17 protein-coding genes and 1 tRNA gene are annotated in these 16,609 nt (G+C 49.1%); 5 read left to right on the top strand and 13 right to left on the bottom strand.

What is annotated here, in order from left to right; genetic code table 11:
• From BM099_RS01075 to BM099_RS01050, 6 genes are read right to left on the bottom strand one after another with little or no spacing between them, the layout of a single operon-like run.
• Nucleotides 1-309, bottom strand: coding sequence for an NADH-quinone oxidoreductase subunit K (locus tag BM099_RS01075; protein WP_090723278.1), 309 nt, complete (start codon nt 307-309; stop codon nt 1-3).
• On the bottom strand, nt 306-989 hold the full coding sequence (locus BM099_RS01070) for an MnhB domain-containing protein (RefSeq protein WP_090723276.1): 684 nt from the start codon (nt 987-989) through the stop codon (nt 306-308). Before BM099_RS01070 ends, BM099_RS01075 begins: the two co-directional genes overlap by 4 nt.
• A complete protein-coding gene (locus tag BM099_RS01065; RefSeq protein WP_090723273.1) occupies nt 979-1,272 on the bottom strand; it encodes a Na(+)/H(+) antiporter subunit B in 294 nt (97 codons plus the stop codon). Before BM099_RS01065 ends, BM099_RS01070 begins: the two co-directional genes overlap by 11 nt.
• Nucleotides 1,273-1,274: 2 nt before the next feature.
• On the bottom strand, nt 1,275-1,574 hold the full coding sequence (gene mnhG, locus BM099_RS01060) for a monovalent cation/H(+) antiporter subunit G (RefSeq protein ID WP_090723271.1): 300 nt from the start codon (nt 1,572-1,574) through the stop codon (nt 1,275-1,277).
• The gene (locus BM099_RS01055; protein WP_090723269.1) at nt 1,561-1,839 is read right to left on the bottom strand and encodes an MrpF/PhaF family protein; all 279 of its coding nucleotides are present in this window, start codon (nt 1,837-1,839) and stop codon (nt 1,561-1,563) included. The genes mnhG and BM099_RS01055 overlap by 14 nt, the downstream gene beginning before the upstream one ends.
• Before the next feature lie 39 nt (nt 1,840-1,878).
• Nucleotides 1,879-2,427, bottom strand: coding sequence for a Na+/H+ antiporter subunit E (locus tag BM099_RS01050; protein WP_090723266.1), 549 nt, complete (start codon nt 2,425-2,427; stop codon nt 1,879-1,881).
• Between the two features lie 348 nt (nt 2,428-2,775).
• On the opposite strand from BM099_RS01050, the gene BM099_RS01045 reads away from it, so the two are divergent.
• Nucleotides 2,776-3,759, top strand: a complete 984-nt coding sequence (locus BM099_RS01045) for a universal stress protein (RefSeq protein ID WP_090723265.1) — start codon at nt 2,776-2,778, stop codon at nt 3,757-3,759.
• Nucleotides 3,760-3,897: 138 nt separating this feature from the next.
• Here the strand turns inward: BM099_RS01045 and lhpI are convergent, their stop codons facing one another.
• From lhpI to hisB, 6 genes are all read right to left on the bottom strand, one after another.
• The gene (gene lhpI, locus BM099_RS01040) at nt 3,898-4,869 is read right to left on the bottom strand and encodes a bifunctional Delta(1)-pyrroline-2-carboxylate/Delta(1)-piperideine-2-carboxylate reductase (protein WP_090723263.1); all 972 of its coding nucleotides are present in this window, start codon (nt 4,867-4,869) and stop codon (nt 3,898-3,900) included.
• Nucleotides 4,870-4,871: 2 nt separating this feature from the next.
• Nucleotides 4,872-7,988 carry an efflux RND transporter permease subunit gene (locus BM099_RS01035; RefSeq protein ID WP_090723261.1) on the bottom strand — a complete coding sequence of 1,039 codons (3,117 nt, stop codon included), beginning with the start codon at nt 7,986-7,988 and terminating at the stop codon, nt 4,872-4,874.
• Complete coding sequence (locus BM099_RS01030) at nt 7,966-9,102, bottom strand: efflux RND transporter periplasmic adaptor subunit (RefSeq protein ID WP_090723259.1); 1,137 nt, start codon at nt 9,100-9,102, stop codon at nt 7,966-7,968. The genes BM099_RS01035 and BM099_RS01030 overlap by 23 nt, the downstream gene beginning before the upstream one ends.
• 112 nt (nt 9,103-9,214) lie before the next feature.
• Nucleotides 9,215-9,988 (bottom strand): imidazole glycerol phosphate synthase subunit HisF, encoded by a 774-nt coding sequence (gene hisF / locus BM099_RS01025; RefSeq protein ID WP_090723256.1) that lies wholly within the window; start codon nt 9,986-9,988, stop codon nt 9,215-9,217.
• A gap of 77 nt (nt 9,989-10,065) precedes the next feature.
• Entirely contained in the window at nt 10,066-10,713 is a 648-nt protein-coding gene (gene hisH / locus BM099_RS01020; protein WP_090723252.1) for an imidazole glycerol phosphate synthase subunit HisH, read from the bottom strand.
• A complete protein-coding gene (gene hisB / locus BM099_RS01015) occupies nt 10,714-11,307 on the bottom strand; it encodes an imidazoleglycerol-phosphate dehydratase HisB (RefSeq protein ID WP_090723250.1) in 594 nt (197 codons plus the stop codon).
• Nucleotides 11,308-11,500: 193 nt separating this feature from the next.
• On the opposite strand from hisB, the gene BM099_RS01010 reads away from it, so the two are divergent.
• From BM099_RS01010 to BM099_RS00995, 4 genes are all read left to right on the top strand, one after another.
• Complete coding sequence (locus BM099_RS01010; RefSeq protein WP_090723248.1) at nt 11,501-13,678, top strand: AsmA family protein; 2,178 nt, start codon at nt 11,501-11,503, stop codon at nt 13,676-13,678.
• Nucleotides 13,679-13,708: 30 nt separating this feature from the next.
• A complete protein-coding gene (gene mutY, locus BM099_RS01005) occupies nt 13,709-14,761 on the top strand; it encodes an A/G-specific adenine glycosylase (RefSeq protein ID WP_090723245.1) in 1,053 nt (350 codons plus the stop codon).
• Between the two features lie 14 nt (nt 14,762-14,775).
• On the top strand, nt 14,776-15,048 hold the full coding sequence (locus tag BM099_RS01000) for an oxidative damage protection protein (RefSeq protein ID WP_028468446.1): 273 nt from the start codon (nt 14,776-14,778) through the stop codon (nt 15,046-15,048).
• 59 nt (nt 15,049-15,107) lie between these two features.
• Nucleotides 15,108-15,183 (top strand) — tRNA-Phe (locus tag BM099_RS00995).
• A gap of 148 nt (nt 15,184-15,331) precedes the next feature.
• On the opposite strand, the gene BM099_RS00990 is transcribed toward BM099_RS00995, so the two are convergent.
• Nucleotides 15,332-16,600 (bottom strand): sensor histidine kinase, encoded by a 1,269-nt coding sequence (locus BM099_RS00990; protein ID WP_198064078.1) that lies wholly within the window; start codon nt 16,598-16,600, stop codon nt 15,332-15,334.
• Nucleotides 16,601-16,609 lie beyond the last annotated feature (9 nt).

Genomic DNA, 16,609 nt, shown 5'->3' with positions numbered 1-16,609 from the left:
TCAGTCCCGTGTACTGTCAGATAGGTGATTTTTTCCCGTTGCCACGCTCACCTTCAGCATCAGGATAAGAGCCAGCGCCGTGGCAGACACGGCAACCACGATGCCGGTGATCACCATGGCATGCGGCACCGGATCCGGCGGGGCATCCGGGTTACCAGCGGCCAGCGCCACCAGCACCAAAAACACCCCCGTGCCCATCACATTGATGGCTAGGATCTTGCGTAGCAAATGCGCGTGAATAATCAAGGCGTACAGGCCCAGGACGAACAACCCCACACCGAGTAGCGCATAGAGGAAGACGCCGCTCATTTATCCGGCCCCACCGCTGGCCGACTCCCCAGGAACAAGGCCGCCAGCGTTGCGCCAATGCTCATAGTTGCTACCGCTTCGATCAGCAATATCAGCTCACCGGCCATTGGCGGTGAAAATTCCAAAAATCCGTTTCCGATCAGGAGCATAGCTGTGCTTACCATGACGAACACGCCCAAGCCCGAGACCATTACCACCCGCAGTAACAAACCAGCGAATCTGCTGTCCAGACGCCAGCCGGCAAGCATCATCAGCACACCGGCAGCCCCTAGTACCGACCCGGCCTGAAAGGCACCACCCGGTGCGTGCGCGCCCACCCATAACAGATAACCAGCCACCAGCATCAGCATGGGAATCAGCAGACGTGACAAGATGTCCAGGACCGGTCCCGGGCTTGATTCGTCATAATCAGGCATGCCGCCGAGAGACCACACGCCAAGCAGAGCCACTAACAACACCCCCATTTCAAGCAAAGTATCGTAACCACGAAAGTTGAGTAGCACCGCAGTAACCGGATGACTGACCCCGCTGGCTTCAAGATTCGCCCCTACCAGTTGGCCTAACCCGACGTGAGACAAGCTAAGTCCCAGCACCGCATAACCCAGCCACGCAGCAATGGCACACAGCAGCGATACGAGCAGCAGGCGAAGCGCCTTACCTGTTTTTCTGTTATCTGTCATGAGCCCCGGTTTCCCCAATACTGCCTTTTTGCCTGCCTGCCTCTCCTATTGATTCAAGCCTTGCCAGCGCCGCCAATAACAAGGCACCGGTCAGGCCTGCGCCAATGGCAGCTTCAGCCAAGGCGACATCCGGCGCACCGAGCCGTACCCAAGCCAATGACATCAGCAACCCAAAGCTGATGAACAGCACAATCGCCTTGAACAGATCCGGGCTTGTGAGTGCTCGCCAGGCCAGCCAAAGTAAGCTCAGCCCCAATAGGCTATCGAACGCCCAGTGCAACATGCTCAACGTCTCCACGGACGGATACCCCGCTGTAGCGCACGACTGGCAATCAAATGGGAAATGCTGGCTCCGGCCAGTAATACCAAACCCCAGATCAGCAGCAACTTGCCCATCGTGGCCCAGCTTTGCGCCTGAACAGCCAACCCCGCGATCACCAGACCTAAACCCACGTTGTCGGCTTTTGTCAAGGCATGGAGGCGTGTGTAGACATCCGGAAACCGCAACAGTCCCAGAGTGCCCGCCAGAAAGAAAACGCCCCCGGCGATTAGCAGGACGGCGGAGAAGACATCAATTAGCGTCATGTTTTGTCTCCGGATCCGTCCAGGCACGCCGAACGAAGGCTACCGCCGTCACTGCAGCGAGCAGGGCAAACACCAGCGCCACATCACGCAAAGCTGCTACATTTTCAGCTTGTGCCAGCAATAAAAGAATTGCCACTGAGGTCGTGCCGAACAGCTGAGCCGCCAACATACGATCTGCAACGGTGGGGCCGCGCAGCACCCGCCACATCCCGGCAACAAGGTTCAGCAAGAGAAATAGCGCCAGTGCGAAATAAAGGGTTTGCATACGCCTTACTCCTCCAGTCCCACCACGCAAAGTATGTCTTTAAATCTGTTCATTACAGTCACCTCGTTCAGCATTTTTCAGAGATGTAGCGAACATGCGAGCCACGGCCTGCTCCACCACCATCAGTTCCGATAAGACGTTTTTCCTTGTGTCGAGGACATGAACTTTCAGGCAGTCCGCACGTAACTCAGCACTCAAAGTGCCAGGCAACAGGCTGACCGTATTGACCATGAATACCCGGGGCAGCCCCGGCGAGAGACGTAAAGGGTATTCAATGAGACCGGGGGCGATGGGTAGACTGGGGTGAAAAGCGCGCCACGCCACATCCACACCTCCGTACAGCGAACGCCAAACGAAAAACGGCACAAAAAGTGCGACCCCGCTCGGGGACCAGAGAATAGTGGGCACCAGTACCAGGCTAACCAGCGTAGCAATCAGCACCATTGGCACACCGACCAGCCATGAGCCCACTGCTCCGGTGGTAAGCATCCACCATATCAGGGCAAATGCAACAGCACGCAAGCAGCCACTCCGGAAATAGGGAATCACCGAGTCGAGAGACCACCCTTTATCAGCTATACGATTCATCACACCTCCAACATGGAAGCCCGTCCCCTCCTCCAACGCTGCACTCTACTCACCCTGACGACAGGGCGGCGGCGCCCGAAGATCTCAGCCAGAGTGCCAGTATGGCATAGATTTGATGGGAATAGATGATCATAACAATGAGGGGTTGACAGAGGTGAGTTTATCTAACTGGCTACCCTAGGGGCATTCATGGCTGTTCTGATAGCCATCGGAATATTTGTCAATTTTTGAGCAGCAGATGAACTATTCCCAGAATTAACATTCATATCAAGAAGACAGATCTGTATCAGTTGGATTGTTATAGTGTAGTGACGGATCCACAGTTTTTATTCTTGGAGAAACAAAATCATGAAGCGATTTAACAATATTCTGTGTTTGGTCGAACCGGATATCAGCTCGGAAGCAGCGTTGGATCAAGCGATAAGAATTGCCAATGACCACCAAGCCACTATTACAATAGCATCCACTTTGAACCCGACGGGTATTTTTCATAGAATTTTTAAAAACCAAAAAGAGCGAAATGAAACCATATCCGAGTCTGCCAAAATAAAACGCAATGCTACTGAAAAATGGGTAAAGCTATATAAGCCTGAATTAAAGGCAGATGTAGAGATTTACACCGGAATAGGGTTTATCGAAATTGTAAAAAGTGTATTAGAGAATCAGTACGATCTGGTAGTCAAGTGTGCAAATGACATGGATTGGCTGGATCGGTTATTTGGGAATGAGGACATGCATTTAATGCGAAGGTGTCCTTGCCCGCTATTAATACTTAAACCCGGACATAACGAAGTTTTTAAAAATGTACTAGCAACGGTTGATGTCAACGATGACTTTACTGAGCTGGATGAAAATCGCGTTCAGGACGGACTGAATGAAAAGGTACTGGAATATAGTGCCGTCTTTTCACTTGCTGAATTGACCGAACTCCATATTGGTAGCGTTTGGGAAGCTTATGGTGAAGATTTTTTAAGATACGGCGCATTTTCCCACGTATCAGAGGAAAAAGCGGACCTTTACGAGGAGCAAGCGCAACGTGCATGTTCTGATAGGCTAAAATTCCTTGTCACAGAAATGTCGAAGCAGCTAGGAAAAGACACAATAAATTTTTTACACCCAAAAGTGCATTTAGTTAAAGGACTTCCCGCGAAAGAAATCCCGTTAATGGCAAAGCAATATGGTGTAGATCTTATCGTTATGGGCACTGTTGCGCGAACCGGCATTCCTGGCTTTATTATCGGCAATACCGCTGAATATATTTTGGAGCAGGTTCAATGTTCAGTGTTGGCGATTAAACCCGATGGATTTAAAACCCCTGCTTTAAAAATGTGATCGATTAGCCATTCGCACAGAACTATTTACAGGGGCTATTTACAAGGGCTATTGCAGAGCCTATTTACAAGAGCCTCGTCGAAGAGTCGTTGTTTCTCATACAGTGGGACACAGCGACTCCCCTAATACAGCCTATCTCTATCGCATCTGGCACTCTTGATACACCAGATAAGCCGCCGCTAAATCCGATAGCGCCGTACCCACCGACTTAAACAGCGTTATCTGCGCACGCCCGGCGTCGCCTTGCGATCGGCCCGCCATGCGACCATGACATAAATCTGCCAGCTCACCTTGCACTTGCTCTGCAGAGAAAACACCCTCAGCCATGGGAATCAATAGTTCACCGGCCTCATTCAATACATTCAGACGGCTATCTACAAATACCTGGGCATGCTGCACGGTTGCAGAGTCACATTCACGGCGATTACGGCTGTGATTACCCACCAGATCGATATGGGTCCCTGCACTCACCTGCTCATAGTTAAACAAGGGCTCCGCTGCACCGGTCGCACAACTAATAATGTCAACCTGACCAATGACGGCCTCCGGATTGCTTACACCCTGAACCTGAAGATCAGGCCGCTGTGCTTGTATTTCAGCAACAGTTGCAGCGATCTTTTCAGCATTACGACCTGTGACATAGATGGTTTTCAGTGGTCGCACACTCGCATGGGCCAATGCCATATAGGGAGCTAATTTACCTGTACCAAATAACAGCAAACTTTTCGCATCGGCTTTTGCCAGGTAATCTGCCGCCAGCGCAGAAACGGCCGCCGTGCGCCAGAAAGTCAGCTGCGTACCATCTACAACAGCGAGCGGTGCACCGCTGGTTCGGCTGAATAACAGCATCTTAGACGCCAGCGTTTCCAGGCCTTTAGCTGGATTTCCCGGCAGGTGAGTAAAGGCTTTAACGCCCATCACCTGATCATTCCAGGCAGGCAGTACAGCAAAAGAATCTTCATGCCCGGTTCTCTCACCTCCGATAGCAGGAAGATGATAAACATGACGTTGTGGCATACCAAAATCATTAGAAAAAGCGCTTCTGAGCGCCTCCACTAAACGATCAAAAGATAATACTCTCTCAACTTCGACTGCATAAATAACGAGCATACTTATACCTTAACAATTGGCTTTTCAATTAATACTGGACTTCGCTTCTGATTTCCAGGAGAGCGTCCCATAAACAAACGATACAGCAGCGGTATCACAAACAGAGTAAGAATAGTGGAGAAGGCTAACCCACAGACAATAGCGGTGGCAACCGGCCCCCAAATCAGCGAGTGCCCACCTAAACCCGTTGCCAGAGAAAACAGCCCGGCAATGGTCGTCAACGATGTAATCAATATAGGAATAACACGACGGCGCGACGCATAAAGTGTCGCGTGTAACACACTCATCCCACCTTCCAAGCGCTGGTTTGCTGCAGATATCAGCACGATAGCTGCATTTACAGCAATGCCTGCTAATGCCACGACGCCGTACAAGGTAAATAAGCTCAATGGGTTCTGAGTTACCCACAAGCCGAGTACAACGCCGGTGAACGCCATCGGCACCGTCGCCATAATCATAAAGGGCTGCCAGTAACTTGAGAACTGTGTTCCCAATATCAGATACATGAGGCCAACACCAAACAGGAAGAGCAATGCAATAGAGTCCATACTTTCTTGTATGTCATCCAACTCACCGGAGAAATCCAGACTGATGTTTGGGTAACGCGGTTGATATTCTTCGTCCCAGTGACTGAGCAACCACGCATTCGCTTGTACCGTATCCATTCCACCCTCTTCTATATCTGCTTCCACAGTGATCGCGCGGCGAAAATTATAGTGTCGAATATTGCCAATACTCATTTGATAGTCAGCAAATACCAGCGAAGACAGAGGAATCATAGCGCCCTGCGCATCAGGCAGGCGGAACGCCAACAAATCATTAATATTCTGATAAGGCTTAGGTAAAGCCCTCACCCGGACTTCCAGCTTCTTACCACGTGATTGCATATCAGCAACCACTTCTCCATCGACCAATAATTGCAGTGTCCTCAGTACTTCAGAGGGGTTGATACCTGCCGCGGTAATAGCTCGATAATCCGGCTTCAGCGTCATGGCCATACGGCCACTCGCCGCATCATCAGCAATATCTTTTACGCCGGGTAACCCCTGCAACATCTGCTGCATATCTCTGGCTGCTGCGCCGATTTCAGCATAATCATCGCCGCGTATTTTAACGCTAATAGGTTTAGAGACTGGCGGGCCGCCGGCCATACGCAAGAAAGACACACGCACCGGGCCTGCCACACGCATCACATCAGCGCGCATAGCATCCATGATCTCATCAACGCTGCGGTTCTGCTGTGTTTTAGGCTGCAAGCCGACCAGTATCTGGCCATACTGATCACCAAAAAACGGCTCCATTTCAGTAAACATCTGCCCAGCATAGCTCGCTACCGCCCGCACATCTTCAGTATTGAGGTGCGCTTTTACTTTTTGCTCAACTTCCAGGACTTTTTCCAGGGTCCGCTGCAGCGGCATCTCAGGAGGCATCTGGATATTCACATAAAAAAGTCGTAACGGATCAGCTGCAAAAAAATCCATTTTAATCTGACCTGTCACAATCAAACCGATGGAACCGATAAACAGCATCACCATGGCTACCAGTGTGATCACCGGTCGCCTGAGTGTTTTTAATAATGAGCGGATATAAAAGCGTTGTATTTTCCGCGTCATTGACTGGCGTATTCGTTGGGTACGCGAGGGTTTATCCAGTGTTATTTTGGCGACCAGCACATGTGCGGGCAACATCCAAAAGGCCTCTAAAAGAGAAATTGCCAGCGCAATAGTCACCACCATCGGGATAACTCGCATAAAGTCGCCAAGAATACCGGGCAATAGCATTAAGGGTAAAAATGCTGCCATCGTAGTGAGTACCGCTGTTGATACCGGTTGGGCAACTTCGCGCAACGAGGTGAGCGTAGCCTCCATCGGGCTGTCGCCATGCTGCAATCGATAATAGATCGCTTCAACCACCACTACGGCGTCATCTACCAGCATCCCGAGCACAATCACCACACCTAATAAGGCAACCACATTGAGCGTCTCGCCCATTCCCCAGAGCACCCAGAAAGTACCCGCAAGAATAAAAGGAATACCGATAGCGGTCAGCAGAGCGATACGCAGGCCCAAGAATAACCAGGCCACCAGCAAAACAAACAACAAGCCAATACTGGCGTTGTTCTGCATTAACGTGATCGCTTCACTCGTCGGCACCGTTTGATCATCGATCAGCTCAAGTCGTACACCGGCCTGTACTTCAAGTTCGTTACGCTCTGCCATGTAGGCTTTAACACGTTCAATTAACGCCAGCGTGTTAGCACTTTCTTTCTTGATAATAGCCATCATCACGGCAGGCCGGCCGTTTAAACGCGCCAGTTGCGTCGGTTTCTCGTGACCGCTCACCACTTCGGCAATACGATCCAGACGGATATCCCCGCTACTACCGACCAACGGGATCTGCTTCACCTGATCGGGTGCTGCATTACGTCCCTCTAAACGCACCAACCAGCTTTGATCGCCTACGTTGACGCTGCCGGCTGAGACATCTTTGAACCATAACGCCACCGAATTCGAGACCTGTACCGGCGACAGCCCGAGCGACTGCAAGGCGTCCAAGTCCAGATTGACTTGTAGCTCCGGGTCATCCAGCGCAACAGGATCAATCCGGTCAACACCTTTAATACGTTCCAGGTCTTTTCGGATATTTTCAGCCTGTTGACGCAAATTATCATCATCAGATAGCGCTGTAACCGCCAGCATCGCACTCGGAAACGCGTTAGAAGAAGTGATCTCTAAAATAAAAGGCTCAGCAGCTTCTGCGGGCAGATCCCGCTCGGCATTCTGAATTTCACGCCGAATAGAACTGACATGCTTATCAAAGGTTCGCTCATCGATGTCCTCAAAGCGGATCAGCATGCTTGATATGCCTTCACGGCTGTTTGATGAGACAAAGCGGATATCCGCAATATTACGAACCGCGTCTTCCAAAGGATTGGTTACCCGCAGCTCAACATCCTGAGCCGAGGCGCCGGGCAGCGCCGTAGTCACCGCAATCCAATTAAAATTGATAGTCGGGTCTTGCTGGCGAGGTAACAGCATGTAGGCGATGGTGCCGATCATCAGCACCAACACAAAGGTCAGGTTAGCCAGTACATGATTATTCAGCAGGCGCGCCAGCATCAGCTTTCACCTCCATCCTTGCGCCATTATTACTTTCACCACTAACAATAGCTTCTGCTTCAATCTCTACTTTATCCCCCTCTTTCAGCACATGCTGCCCCTGTACAATGAGCAATACATTATTGTCAGAAGAAGACGATAGCATGGGTTCAGCCGAGGCTTGCAACATAACAGCCTGGCCTTCTTTAGCACTCGGTAAAGCAATAAATTTTGCTACGCTATTTTCTGCCAACATCACGCCCAGCGAGCCGTTGCGCTTCACCAGATACTCCGGCGGTATCGAGGCCACTGACGACTCCCAGATGACCTCACCCGAGGCGCCGCTCAATGCGGCACTCAATCCAGGAGTTTGAATAAAATTAAGACGAACTTCCTGCGTTCTGGCTACTTGCTGAACCAACGGAACGGCCGCCCTTATGGACAGCGGATATTTCTGCCTGTTGAAGCTGAAGTCGAGACGGACTGCCTGCTGCATTGACTCAAGCTGCTGCGGTAAAAGGCGCGCACTCACCTCGGCCTGGGTGATATTTAACAACTTCACCAAAGGTGCACCGACAGACAAATAAGCGCCTTGAGCTGTCATGACCTGTGTAATGACGCCATCAAAAGGCGCTTTAACAATACAGCGGCTCGTATTACGCTGAGCTTGCTGAACTTGAATATTTTGCCCTTTAAGTTGTGCAGTTAACGCACTTAGCTCTGTTTGGCGCTGATTTAGCAGCTCTATCGAGGCGCTACCCGACTTTTGCAGCGTACGGGTACGTTTAAACTGCTGCTGAGCAAGCGTTACCTGGCTCGCCAACGCGTTAACACCTTGTATTGCCTGCGCCTCAGACAAACGATAATCCTGACACTCCAGTGCAGCGATATCTTGCCCTTTAAGCACAGCATCACCCACCTGTACGTGCAAGGCTGCCAGTACACCGGCAAGCTCTGCACTGAGTGAGATATGTTGCTCATTCACAACATCAGCCGGCGCTGAATAAAATGTGGGCTCTAGTACATCGGCTAATGGCTTCACTCTGACCAGTGTATCGGCGAATGTACTTTGAATACCTGCCTGAATACTCAGTAAAGTGACTAAGCCGATAATAGCCCGATGTCCCTTATTCATTTCATCTCACCCCTGTGATTCTCTTTAGCCTTGTGCTTCCCTTTACCCTTGCAGTTAGCCACCCCACATGTACAAAAAACCCAGCCAAAGCTGGGTTTATTATACTGACAGGTTATAGGCGTACTTCTATACCCCGCTCCCGCATATAGGCTTTTGCTTCTGGTATTGAATACTCATTAAAATGGAAAATAGATGCGGCTAATACGGCATCCGCTTTCCCTTTTAAAACACCATCCACCAGATGCTCAAGGTTACCGACACCGCCAGAAGCAATAATCGGCACATTCACGGCTTCTGAAATAGCGCGGGTAACGCCTAAGTCATAACCGTTTTTAACTCCGTCCTGATCCATCGATGTCAGCAAGATTTCACCCGCGCCCAGCGCGACCATTTTTTTCGCCCACTCAATTGCATCCAGGCCGGTTGGCTTACGGCCGCCGTGAGTAAAGATTTCCCATTTATCAGGTTCACCTTCAGCGGAGACTTTTTTCGCATCAATCGCAACAACAATGCATTGTGAACCAAAACGCTCTGCCGCTTGGCGGACAAAGTCCGGATTAGTCACTGCTGCACTGTTGATAGACACTTTATCAGCACCGGCATTGAGCATAGTACGGATATCTTCACAGGTACGAATGCCGCCACCGACGGTTAATGGAATAAACACCTGAGAGGCCATACGTTCAACGGTATGCACCATGGTCTCGCGGCCTTCATGCGTTGCCGTGATATCCAGAAAGGTGATTTCGTCAGCACCTTGTTCGTCATAGCGTTTGGCGACTTCAACCGGATCACCGGCATCGCGGATATCCAGAAACTGGACACCTTTAACCACACGTCCATTCTCAACATCAAGACAAGGGATAATTCGTTTTGCTAATGCCACGCGAGTACTCCTTAGCAGTACCTATGTTAAAAGCACTTATTGTTTAGAAGCGCTTTAGCTTAATCCAATCGCTCAGCTTAAGGCTTTCCACCCCAGTTCAGGAAGTTTTTCAGCAGTTGCAAACCAGCCGTATGGCTCTTTTCCGGATGAAACTGCACAGCAAATACATTGTCATGCGCCAGCGCCACATCGAAGTCGACACCGTAATTACAGGTGGCGGCTACTTGCTGGCGCTGCGCGGCTTTCACATAGTAACTGTGCACAAAATAAAAACGGCTAGCGTTTTCTATTCCCTGCCAAAGCGGATGATCGCCGCTCTGCATCACTTCATTCCAGCCCATATGCGGTACTTTCAGGCGCTCTCCGGCATCATCTTTGAGTTGATCGCCAAAGTAATTGACCGTTCCGTCAAACTCACTCAGACAAGCAACGCCGCCATTCTCTTCAGAAGACTGCATAAGTGCTTGAAAGCCAACGCAGATACCTAAAAACGGGCGGCCTGAACGAATCGCTTCGGCCACTTCTTTATCCACGCCCTGCTTGTAAATCTCAGCCATACAGTCACGGATAGCACCGACACCTGGCAGCAATACCCGGTCTGCATTGGCCACTTGTTTAGGATCAGATGTCACTAACACTTCAACACCGGGCTGCACATGCTCCAGTGCCTTAGCCACCGAATGCAGGTTGCCCATGCCATAGTCGATAACGGCAATGCTACTCATCTATAGAACACCCTTGGTTGATGGCATCATCTCAGCGGCACGCTGGTCAACCGTCAGGGCCATACGCAACGCCCGACCAAACGCTTTGAAGATCGTTTCTGCCTGATGGTGCGCATTAAAGCCTTTGATGTTATCGATATGCAGCGTAACACCGGCATGATTCACAAACCCCTGGAAAAACTCCCAGAACAATTGAGTATCCAGGCGGCCGATAGAACCACGCGTAAATTCGCAGTTAAAGCTCAGTCCCGGACGGCCGGAAAAATCGATAACCACGCGTGACAATGCTTCATCCAGTGGCACATAAGCGTGTCCATAGCGCGTCAGGCCTTTTTTATCACCTACCGCTTCTTTAAACGCCTGCCCTAACGTAATACCTATATCTTCCACCGTATGGTGATCATCGATATAGATATCTCCATTGGCTTCGATATTGATATCAATCAGCCCATGACGAGCAATCTGGTCCATCATGTGCTCAAGAAAAGGCACGCCAGTATCAGCACTAAACTTACCCGTGCCATCGAGATTAATAGATACGGTGATCTGAGTTTCCAGAGTTTCCCGATTTACTGTAGCCTTACGCTCAGCCATGCTGACTCTCCGCTATTCAAAACTGTTTCAAAACATAATGGATCATTATATAACTACCAGAGTCAGGATGCACCGCAGTAGATGATTAACGTCATATTCACATAGGACGTGCATGCTATAGGTACTAGTGTTGATAGTTTTCGCCAGCGGTTATCTGCTGGACTTGGATAAAAATAAAAGGATAGAGGACATTATGGGTAAGTTAATTAAAATCGTTCTGGGACTACTGTTGGCATGCATCATACTGATTGCAGCGGGCGGTGCGCTATTGAGCGCTTTTATTGACCCTAATGACTATAAACCCGAAATTGAACAAGCGGCCCTTGATCAAGGTGGCATAGAGCTTAAAATTGGCGGCGACATCAGCTGGTCTTTTTTTCCACGCTTAAGTCTGGCCGTCAACAATATTGATGTCCGTTACCCTCAACAAGCCTCTCTTGCTCGTTTGGAACAAGCACAAATTTCTGTTCGCATCCCGGAATTACTTTCCGGCAATGTTCAGATGAACAGTATTATTATTGAGGGGCTGAACCTCAACCTTACAAAAACCAGCACAGGCAAGGTCAATTGGCAAAGTAATGCCGGTAGCGATGTCGCCACAAGCGAGCCATCTACAGCCACAGATAACGCCGCTGCGACAACTACAGCAGCAGAGCCTGCAGGCAGTAACCTTAAAATAGATATTGAGAGTGTGCAGATTATTAGCGGCACCGTGAACTATAGCGATGAACAAACGGCCCAATCAATTCTACTCAACAACATCAACCTGAAAACAGGCCGCATCACCAATAACGCGCCATTTCCGTTAAGCTTAAGCCTTAATGCCAAACAAGATCAGAATGGTAAGCAGGTTTTGGAAGCAGCCGCTCAATTTGACGGCAAAATCCAGCTCGATCTGAGCCAGCAACAGTATCAGCTAAAAGACTTTATCGGTGATCTGCATATTCAAAACGGCACGAACCTGCAAGTTCAATTAAAAACCGATGCGAGTATCGATCTGATCTCCCGCCAGCTTATTGTGGATAACTGGAGTGCTGAAGTTGCCAATTTACAACTTAACGGCAAACTCAACATTGCTAATCTGGACACTCTGGAGATGAACGGTACCGTGACTGTTGCTCCTTTTGCACTCAACCCCCTGTTAACAACACTGGGACAGGCTCCCGTGCAAACAGCAGATCAAAAGGCATTGAAGAACATTGGCCTTATCAGCACATTCAGTGGTAACGCCGACGCTATAAATACCTCATCTCTTTCTATCAAACTCGACGACACCAGCTTTGATGGCAGTGCAGGCGTTAATCTAAAGACGGGTAGAATTAAATTAAAATTAGCGGGTAACAGCATTAATCTGGATGGCTACCTACCGGCAGAGACACAGCAAGCGTCTACTACCGATAAAGCATCTGAAAAAAGTACTAGCGATAACGGCGCTCGTTACTCAAAAGAAGAGGTCATTCCGATGGAGCCTCTGCAAAGCCTCAATTTGGATGCTGCTGTCAGCTTAAAGTCAGCGAGCTATCAGAAGTTTTCCATGAGTAACATCGACTTTGCCGTCAATGCCAATAACGGCATTGTCAAAGCTGAGCGTATTAATCTGGACATGTATGGCGGAAAAATCCGTAACAGCATCACATTGGATGCACGCAAAAAACCGCTGCAAATCACTACAAAAGCTTCAATTTCAGGCCTTCAGATTGGCGACCTGCTCACTGACATGAGCGGTGAAGCAACATTAACCGGAACGCTTGGCACGAATACCAATATCGTTTCATATGGCCAGTCGGTGCACGGCATCATCAACACGATGACGGGCAACGCAAACATCACTGTCACCGATGGTGTCGTTAATGGCATCAACATGGCGCAGGAGTTATGCCAGACAATAAATAATCTGTCTTCACTAGGCTCTGTCCAGCCAGCTCAAACGGTCGACCAATCAACGCCTTTTGCTAAAATGGGCGGCAATTTCAACATCAAAAACGGTGTCGTCAGCAATAATGACTTAGGCGTTAAACTGGATGCCATGAACATCAAAGGTAAAGGCGATGTGAATTTACCTCAAGCATTAGTCGATTATCAGTTGGCTTTGATTATCGAAGAAAACCTGTTCAAGAAAACCTGCCCCGTCAATAATCGCCTGGAAGGTGTAGAATGGCCAGTGCGTTGCAAAGGCTCATTTGATCTGGAGCCCACTCAGCTGTGTAAACCCGACACTAAAGCGATTCGCGACATTCTTAAAAATGCGGTCACCAGTAAACTTAAAGAGCAACTCAGCGATAAGGTTCAAGACAAGCTGGGCGATAAACTAAAAGACAAAATTGGCGGCGATGATGCAGTCAAAGGCCTGTTAAAAGGGCTCTTTAAATAACCCGGATACTCCACCAACAATAAGTACCTCATGACCCCTGAAGAATTTAATACTGCCGTGCTGGACTGGTTTGACCAGTACGGCCGGCATAACCTGCCGTGGCAACAAGACAAGACAGCCTATTTCACCTGGATCTCTGAGATCATGCTGCAGCAGACGCAAGTAACAACCGTCATTCCCTATTTTGAGCGATTTATTGCGCGTTTTCCGGATGTTCAAACACTCGCCAACGCCGATCAGGATGAAGTTCTGCACCTTTGGACAGGGCTCGGTTACTACGCCCGCGCACGCAATTTACACAAAACCGCGCAAATCGTTGCCAACGACTACTACGGCGAGTTCCCGCAGACAGTAGAAGCGCTCGAACAACTGCCCGGCATTGGCCGCTCAACCGCTGGCGCCGTCTTATCTATCTCAACCGGCAAACGCGCCGCTATACTCGATGGCAATGTAAAACGCGTACTGGCTCGCTTTTATGCACTAGAGGGCTGGACGGGCTCCACGGCTAACCAAAAAACACTGTGGGAATATGCAGAGCGCAACACCCCCCAACAGCGTGTCGGCGATTACACCCAAGCGATGATGGATCTGGGAGCTACCCTCTGCACCCGCAGCAAACCAAACTGCCAAAGTTGTCCGCTGCAAAACCACTGCACAGCATTAAAACTAGGCCGTAGTAACGAGTTCCCACACCCAAAGCCGAAAAAACAGATCCCGGTCAAACAAACCATTATGCTGTTACTCCAGGATGATCAACACCAGACGCTGCTCCAGCAACGCCCACCCACCGGTTTATGGGGCGGGTTATGGAGTTTGCCCGAGGTTGCTGACCTACGCGATGCCAATAACATCACAGGGCTTTGTCTGGATATAGACAGTGCTGAGCCCCTGGAACCGGTGCGTCATACGTTCAGCCACTTTCATCTGGATATCACCCCCGTCCGGGTTCGCTGCAATAACCTTACAGACTGTGTCATGGAAGGAAATCCCACTCTCTGGTATAACATACAGCAACCACAGAACATCGGGTTGGCAGCACCGGTTAAACGACTGCTGCAAAAATACACCCGCACTAGCAAATAGATTTGGAGAGTTAGATGAGCCGTACTGTCATGTGTCGTAAATACAAAGAAGAGCTGGCTGGTCTTGAAAAACCACCCTATCCAGGCCCTAAAGGACAAGAAATTTACGAGACTATCTCCCAAAAAGCCTGGGCAGATTGGACCGCACACCAAACCATGATCATCAACGAAAAGCACATGAGCCTGATGGATCCTGCCACCCGTAAGTTCCTGCAGGAAGAGATGGAGAAGTTCATGGACGGTGGCGATTACGAAAAAGCCGAAGGATACGTCCCTCCTTCAAAATAATTGAGGCTAAGATGTTGACAACCCTGCAGATTAAGGGTTTAATACGCGCCTCTTGAGATGCCCGGATAGCTCAGTCGGTAGAGCAGAGGATTGAAAATCCTCGTGTCGGTGGTTCGATTCCGCCTCCGGGCACCAAGTACTAACAAGCCTCGCAGTCAAATGTGGGGCTTTGTTGTATCTGGGCTCTGGTCCATATCTGGTCGGGGCGGTGTCAAATATATTCCTACATTCCTTCTTGCTGCAATTTACAGTTTTCGTATTCGTCATCATTTATTAAACATTATCATATAGCCTCCTTGCACGTTACGTTCGCGTCACTACAAAAGTTTATTTCTACATAATGGCCATTGTTGGTTGTAACATTTTGATATTGCCAACCATAGTGTTGGACAAGGCGCTCCGTTAACTCCAGCCCTAAGCCAAATCCGAGTTCATCGCTTTTGTGTGAACTTGTCACATTCTGATTGCTAATGATAAGACAAGCGTCAGATTGTTTAATAGCAACTGTGCCTTCACTGGTGTGTTGTAACGCATTTCTGATTAAGTTTGTCAGAATAATCCGACACAGCGCCTCAGGCAAAAGGTATGTGGTTTCATCTGTTTCAACCGTCACTTCAACCATTTTCCCATTGATCAAGTACGATAGTTCTTCTAGTAGTTGTTTAGACAATAAGCCGATCGAAACCGGTTTAATGGGCATGGATTTGTCTGACTGGCGGTTAAGCCATAACAGTGTTTCGGTCAGGTCTGTCATGGTAAAACTGGCCCGTTCGATACGCTCGAGTACTTGAAGCTGCTTCTCCTGACTAATATTTTTCAACATCATTTTACGTAGCAATTCGGTGTTGGTGCGCGTTACGGCAATAGGGGTTCGTAGTTCATGGCTGGCGTAGCCTAAGAAGCGCTGCTCTCGCTCTAAGCTCTCTTGCACTGACTGCAGACTTGATTGCACCATCGTTGCCAGGCTATTGAGCTCACTATAATAAAAATCAGGAATGGGTTGTGAAAGCTGCTCTTTATTTAACTGTGTTGCCCACGCTATTAATTTCTCAACAGGGCTAGCCACATTACGCAGGATAAAATATGGAACCAAAGAGAACAGCGCAATCGCGACTAATGCTATTAAAATAATGTAGAGAAACTCAGGCGGCGGGCCTGCTGTTAATCTTGTATTTTTTTCTCTGGTAAACATCGATGATACATAACGTACTTGTCCATCGCGACTGACCTTCATCGCAAAATAACCGGCCTTTGGTTTAGCAAATAGCGGATTGCCGTCAATGTGCTTTAGTAAGTCACCTTCGATGAGTTCATGTTCTTTCAGGTTGGCTTTTATGGGCGCAGGCAGATCATCCCACTGGCTGGCAACCACAAAGTCATTGAATGTTACCGGATTACCATTGGATACCGGCTGTTTATATGCATACGATCGCATAGCACCACTCATGGAGAAATCAATGCCCGCAAAAAAGTAGTTAATACTCACCACTGACATAACCGAAATTGTTACCACTCCCGTCATAATCATCATGGCAAAAAAGTACAGTTTCAAACTCGGCCT

Source organism: Neptunomonas qingdaonensis (genome assembly GCF_900113275.1).
Lineage (GTDB): Bacteria > Pseudomonadota > Gammaproteobacteria > Pseudomonadales > Balneatricaceae > Neptunomonas > Neptunomonas qingdaonensis.
Note: the sequence above shows the minus strand (reverse complement) of the source record. Positions and strands in the feature narration are given on the sequence as shown.

Bases quoted from the DNA above. Each gene is read 5' to 3' on its own strand.
- BM099_RS01075 (WP_090723278.1), bottom strand. From the start codon at position 309: ATGAGCGGCGTCTTCCTCTATGCGCTACTCGGTGTGGGGTTGTTCGTC.
- BM099_RS01070 (WP_090723276.1), bottom strand. From the start codon at position 989: ATGACAGATAACAGAAAAACAGGTAAGGCGCTTCGCCTGCTGCTCGTA.
- BM099_RS01065 (WP_090723273.1), bottom strand. From the start codon at position 1,272: ATGTTGCACTGGGCGTTCGATAGCCTATTGGGGCTGAGCTTACTTTGG.
- mnhG (WP_090723271.1), bottom strand. From the start codon at position 1,574: ATGACGCTAATTGATGTCTTCTCCGCCGTCCTGCTAATCGCCGGGGGC.
- BM099_RS01055 (WP_090723269.1), bottom strand. From the start codon at position 1,839: ATGCAAACCCTTTATTTCGCACTGGCGCTATTTCTCTTGCTGAACCTT.
- BM099_RS01050 (WP_090723266.1), bottom strand. From the start codon at position 2,427: ATGAATCGTATAGCTGATAAAGGGTGGTCTCTCGACTCGGTGATTCCC.
- BM099_RS01045 (WP_090723265.1), top strand. From the start codon at position 2,776: ATGAAGCGATTTAACAATATTCTGTGTTTGGTCGAACCGGATATCAGC.
- lhpI (WP_090723263.1), bottom strand. From the start codon at position 4,869: ATGCTCGTTATTTATGCAGTCGAAGTTGAGAGAGTATTATCTTTTGAT.
- BM099_RS01035 (WP_090723261.1), bottom strand. From the start codon at position 7,988: ATGCTGGCGCGCCTGCTGAATAATCATGTACTGGCTAACCTGACCTTT.
- BM099_RS01030 (WP_090723259.1), bottom strand. From the start codon at position 9,102: ATGAATAAGGGACATCGGGCTATTATCGGCTTAGTCACTTTACTGAGT.
- hisH (WP_090723252.1), bottom strand. From the start codon at position 10,713: ATGAGTAGCATTGCCGTTATCGACTATGGCATGGGCAACCTGCATTCG.
- hisB (WP_090723250.1), bottom strand. From the start codon at position 11,307: ATGGCTGAGCGTAAGGCTACAGTAAATCGGGAAACTCTGGAAACTCAG.
- BM099_RS01010 (WP_090723248.1), top strand. From the start codon at position 11,501: ATGGGTAAGTTAATTAAAATCGTTCTGGGACTACTGTTGGCATGCATC.
- mutY (WP_090723245.1), top strand. From the start codon at position 13,709: ATGACCCCTGAAGAATTTAATACTGCCGTGCTGGACTGGTTTGACCAG.
- BM099_RS01000 (WP_028468446.1), top strand. From the start codon at position 14,776: ATGAGCCGTACTGTCATGTGTCGTAAATACAAAGAAGAGCTGGCTGGT.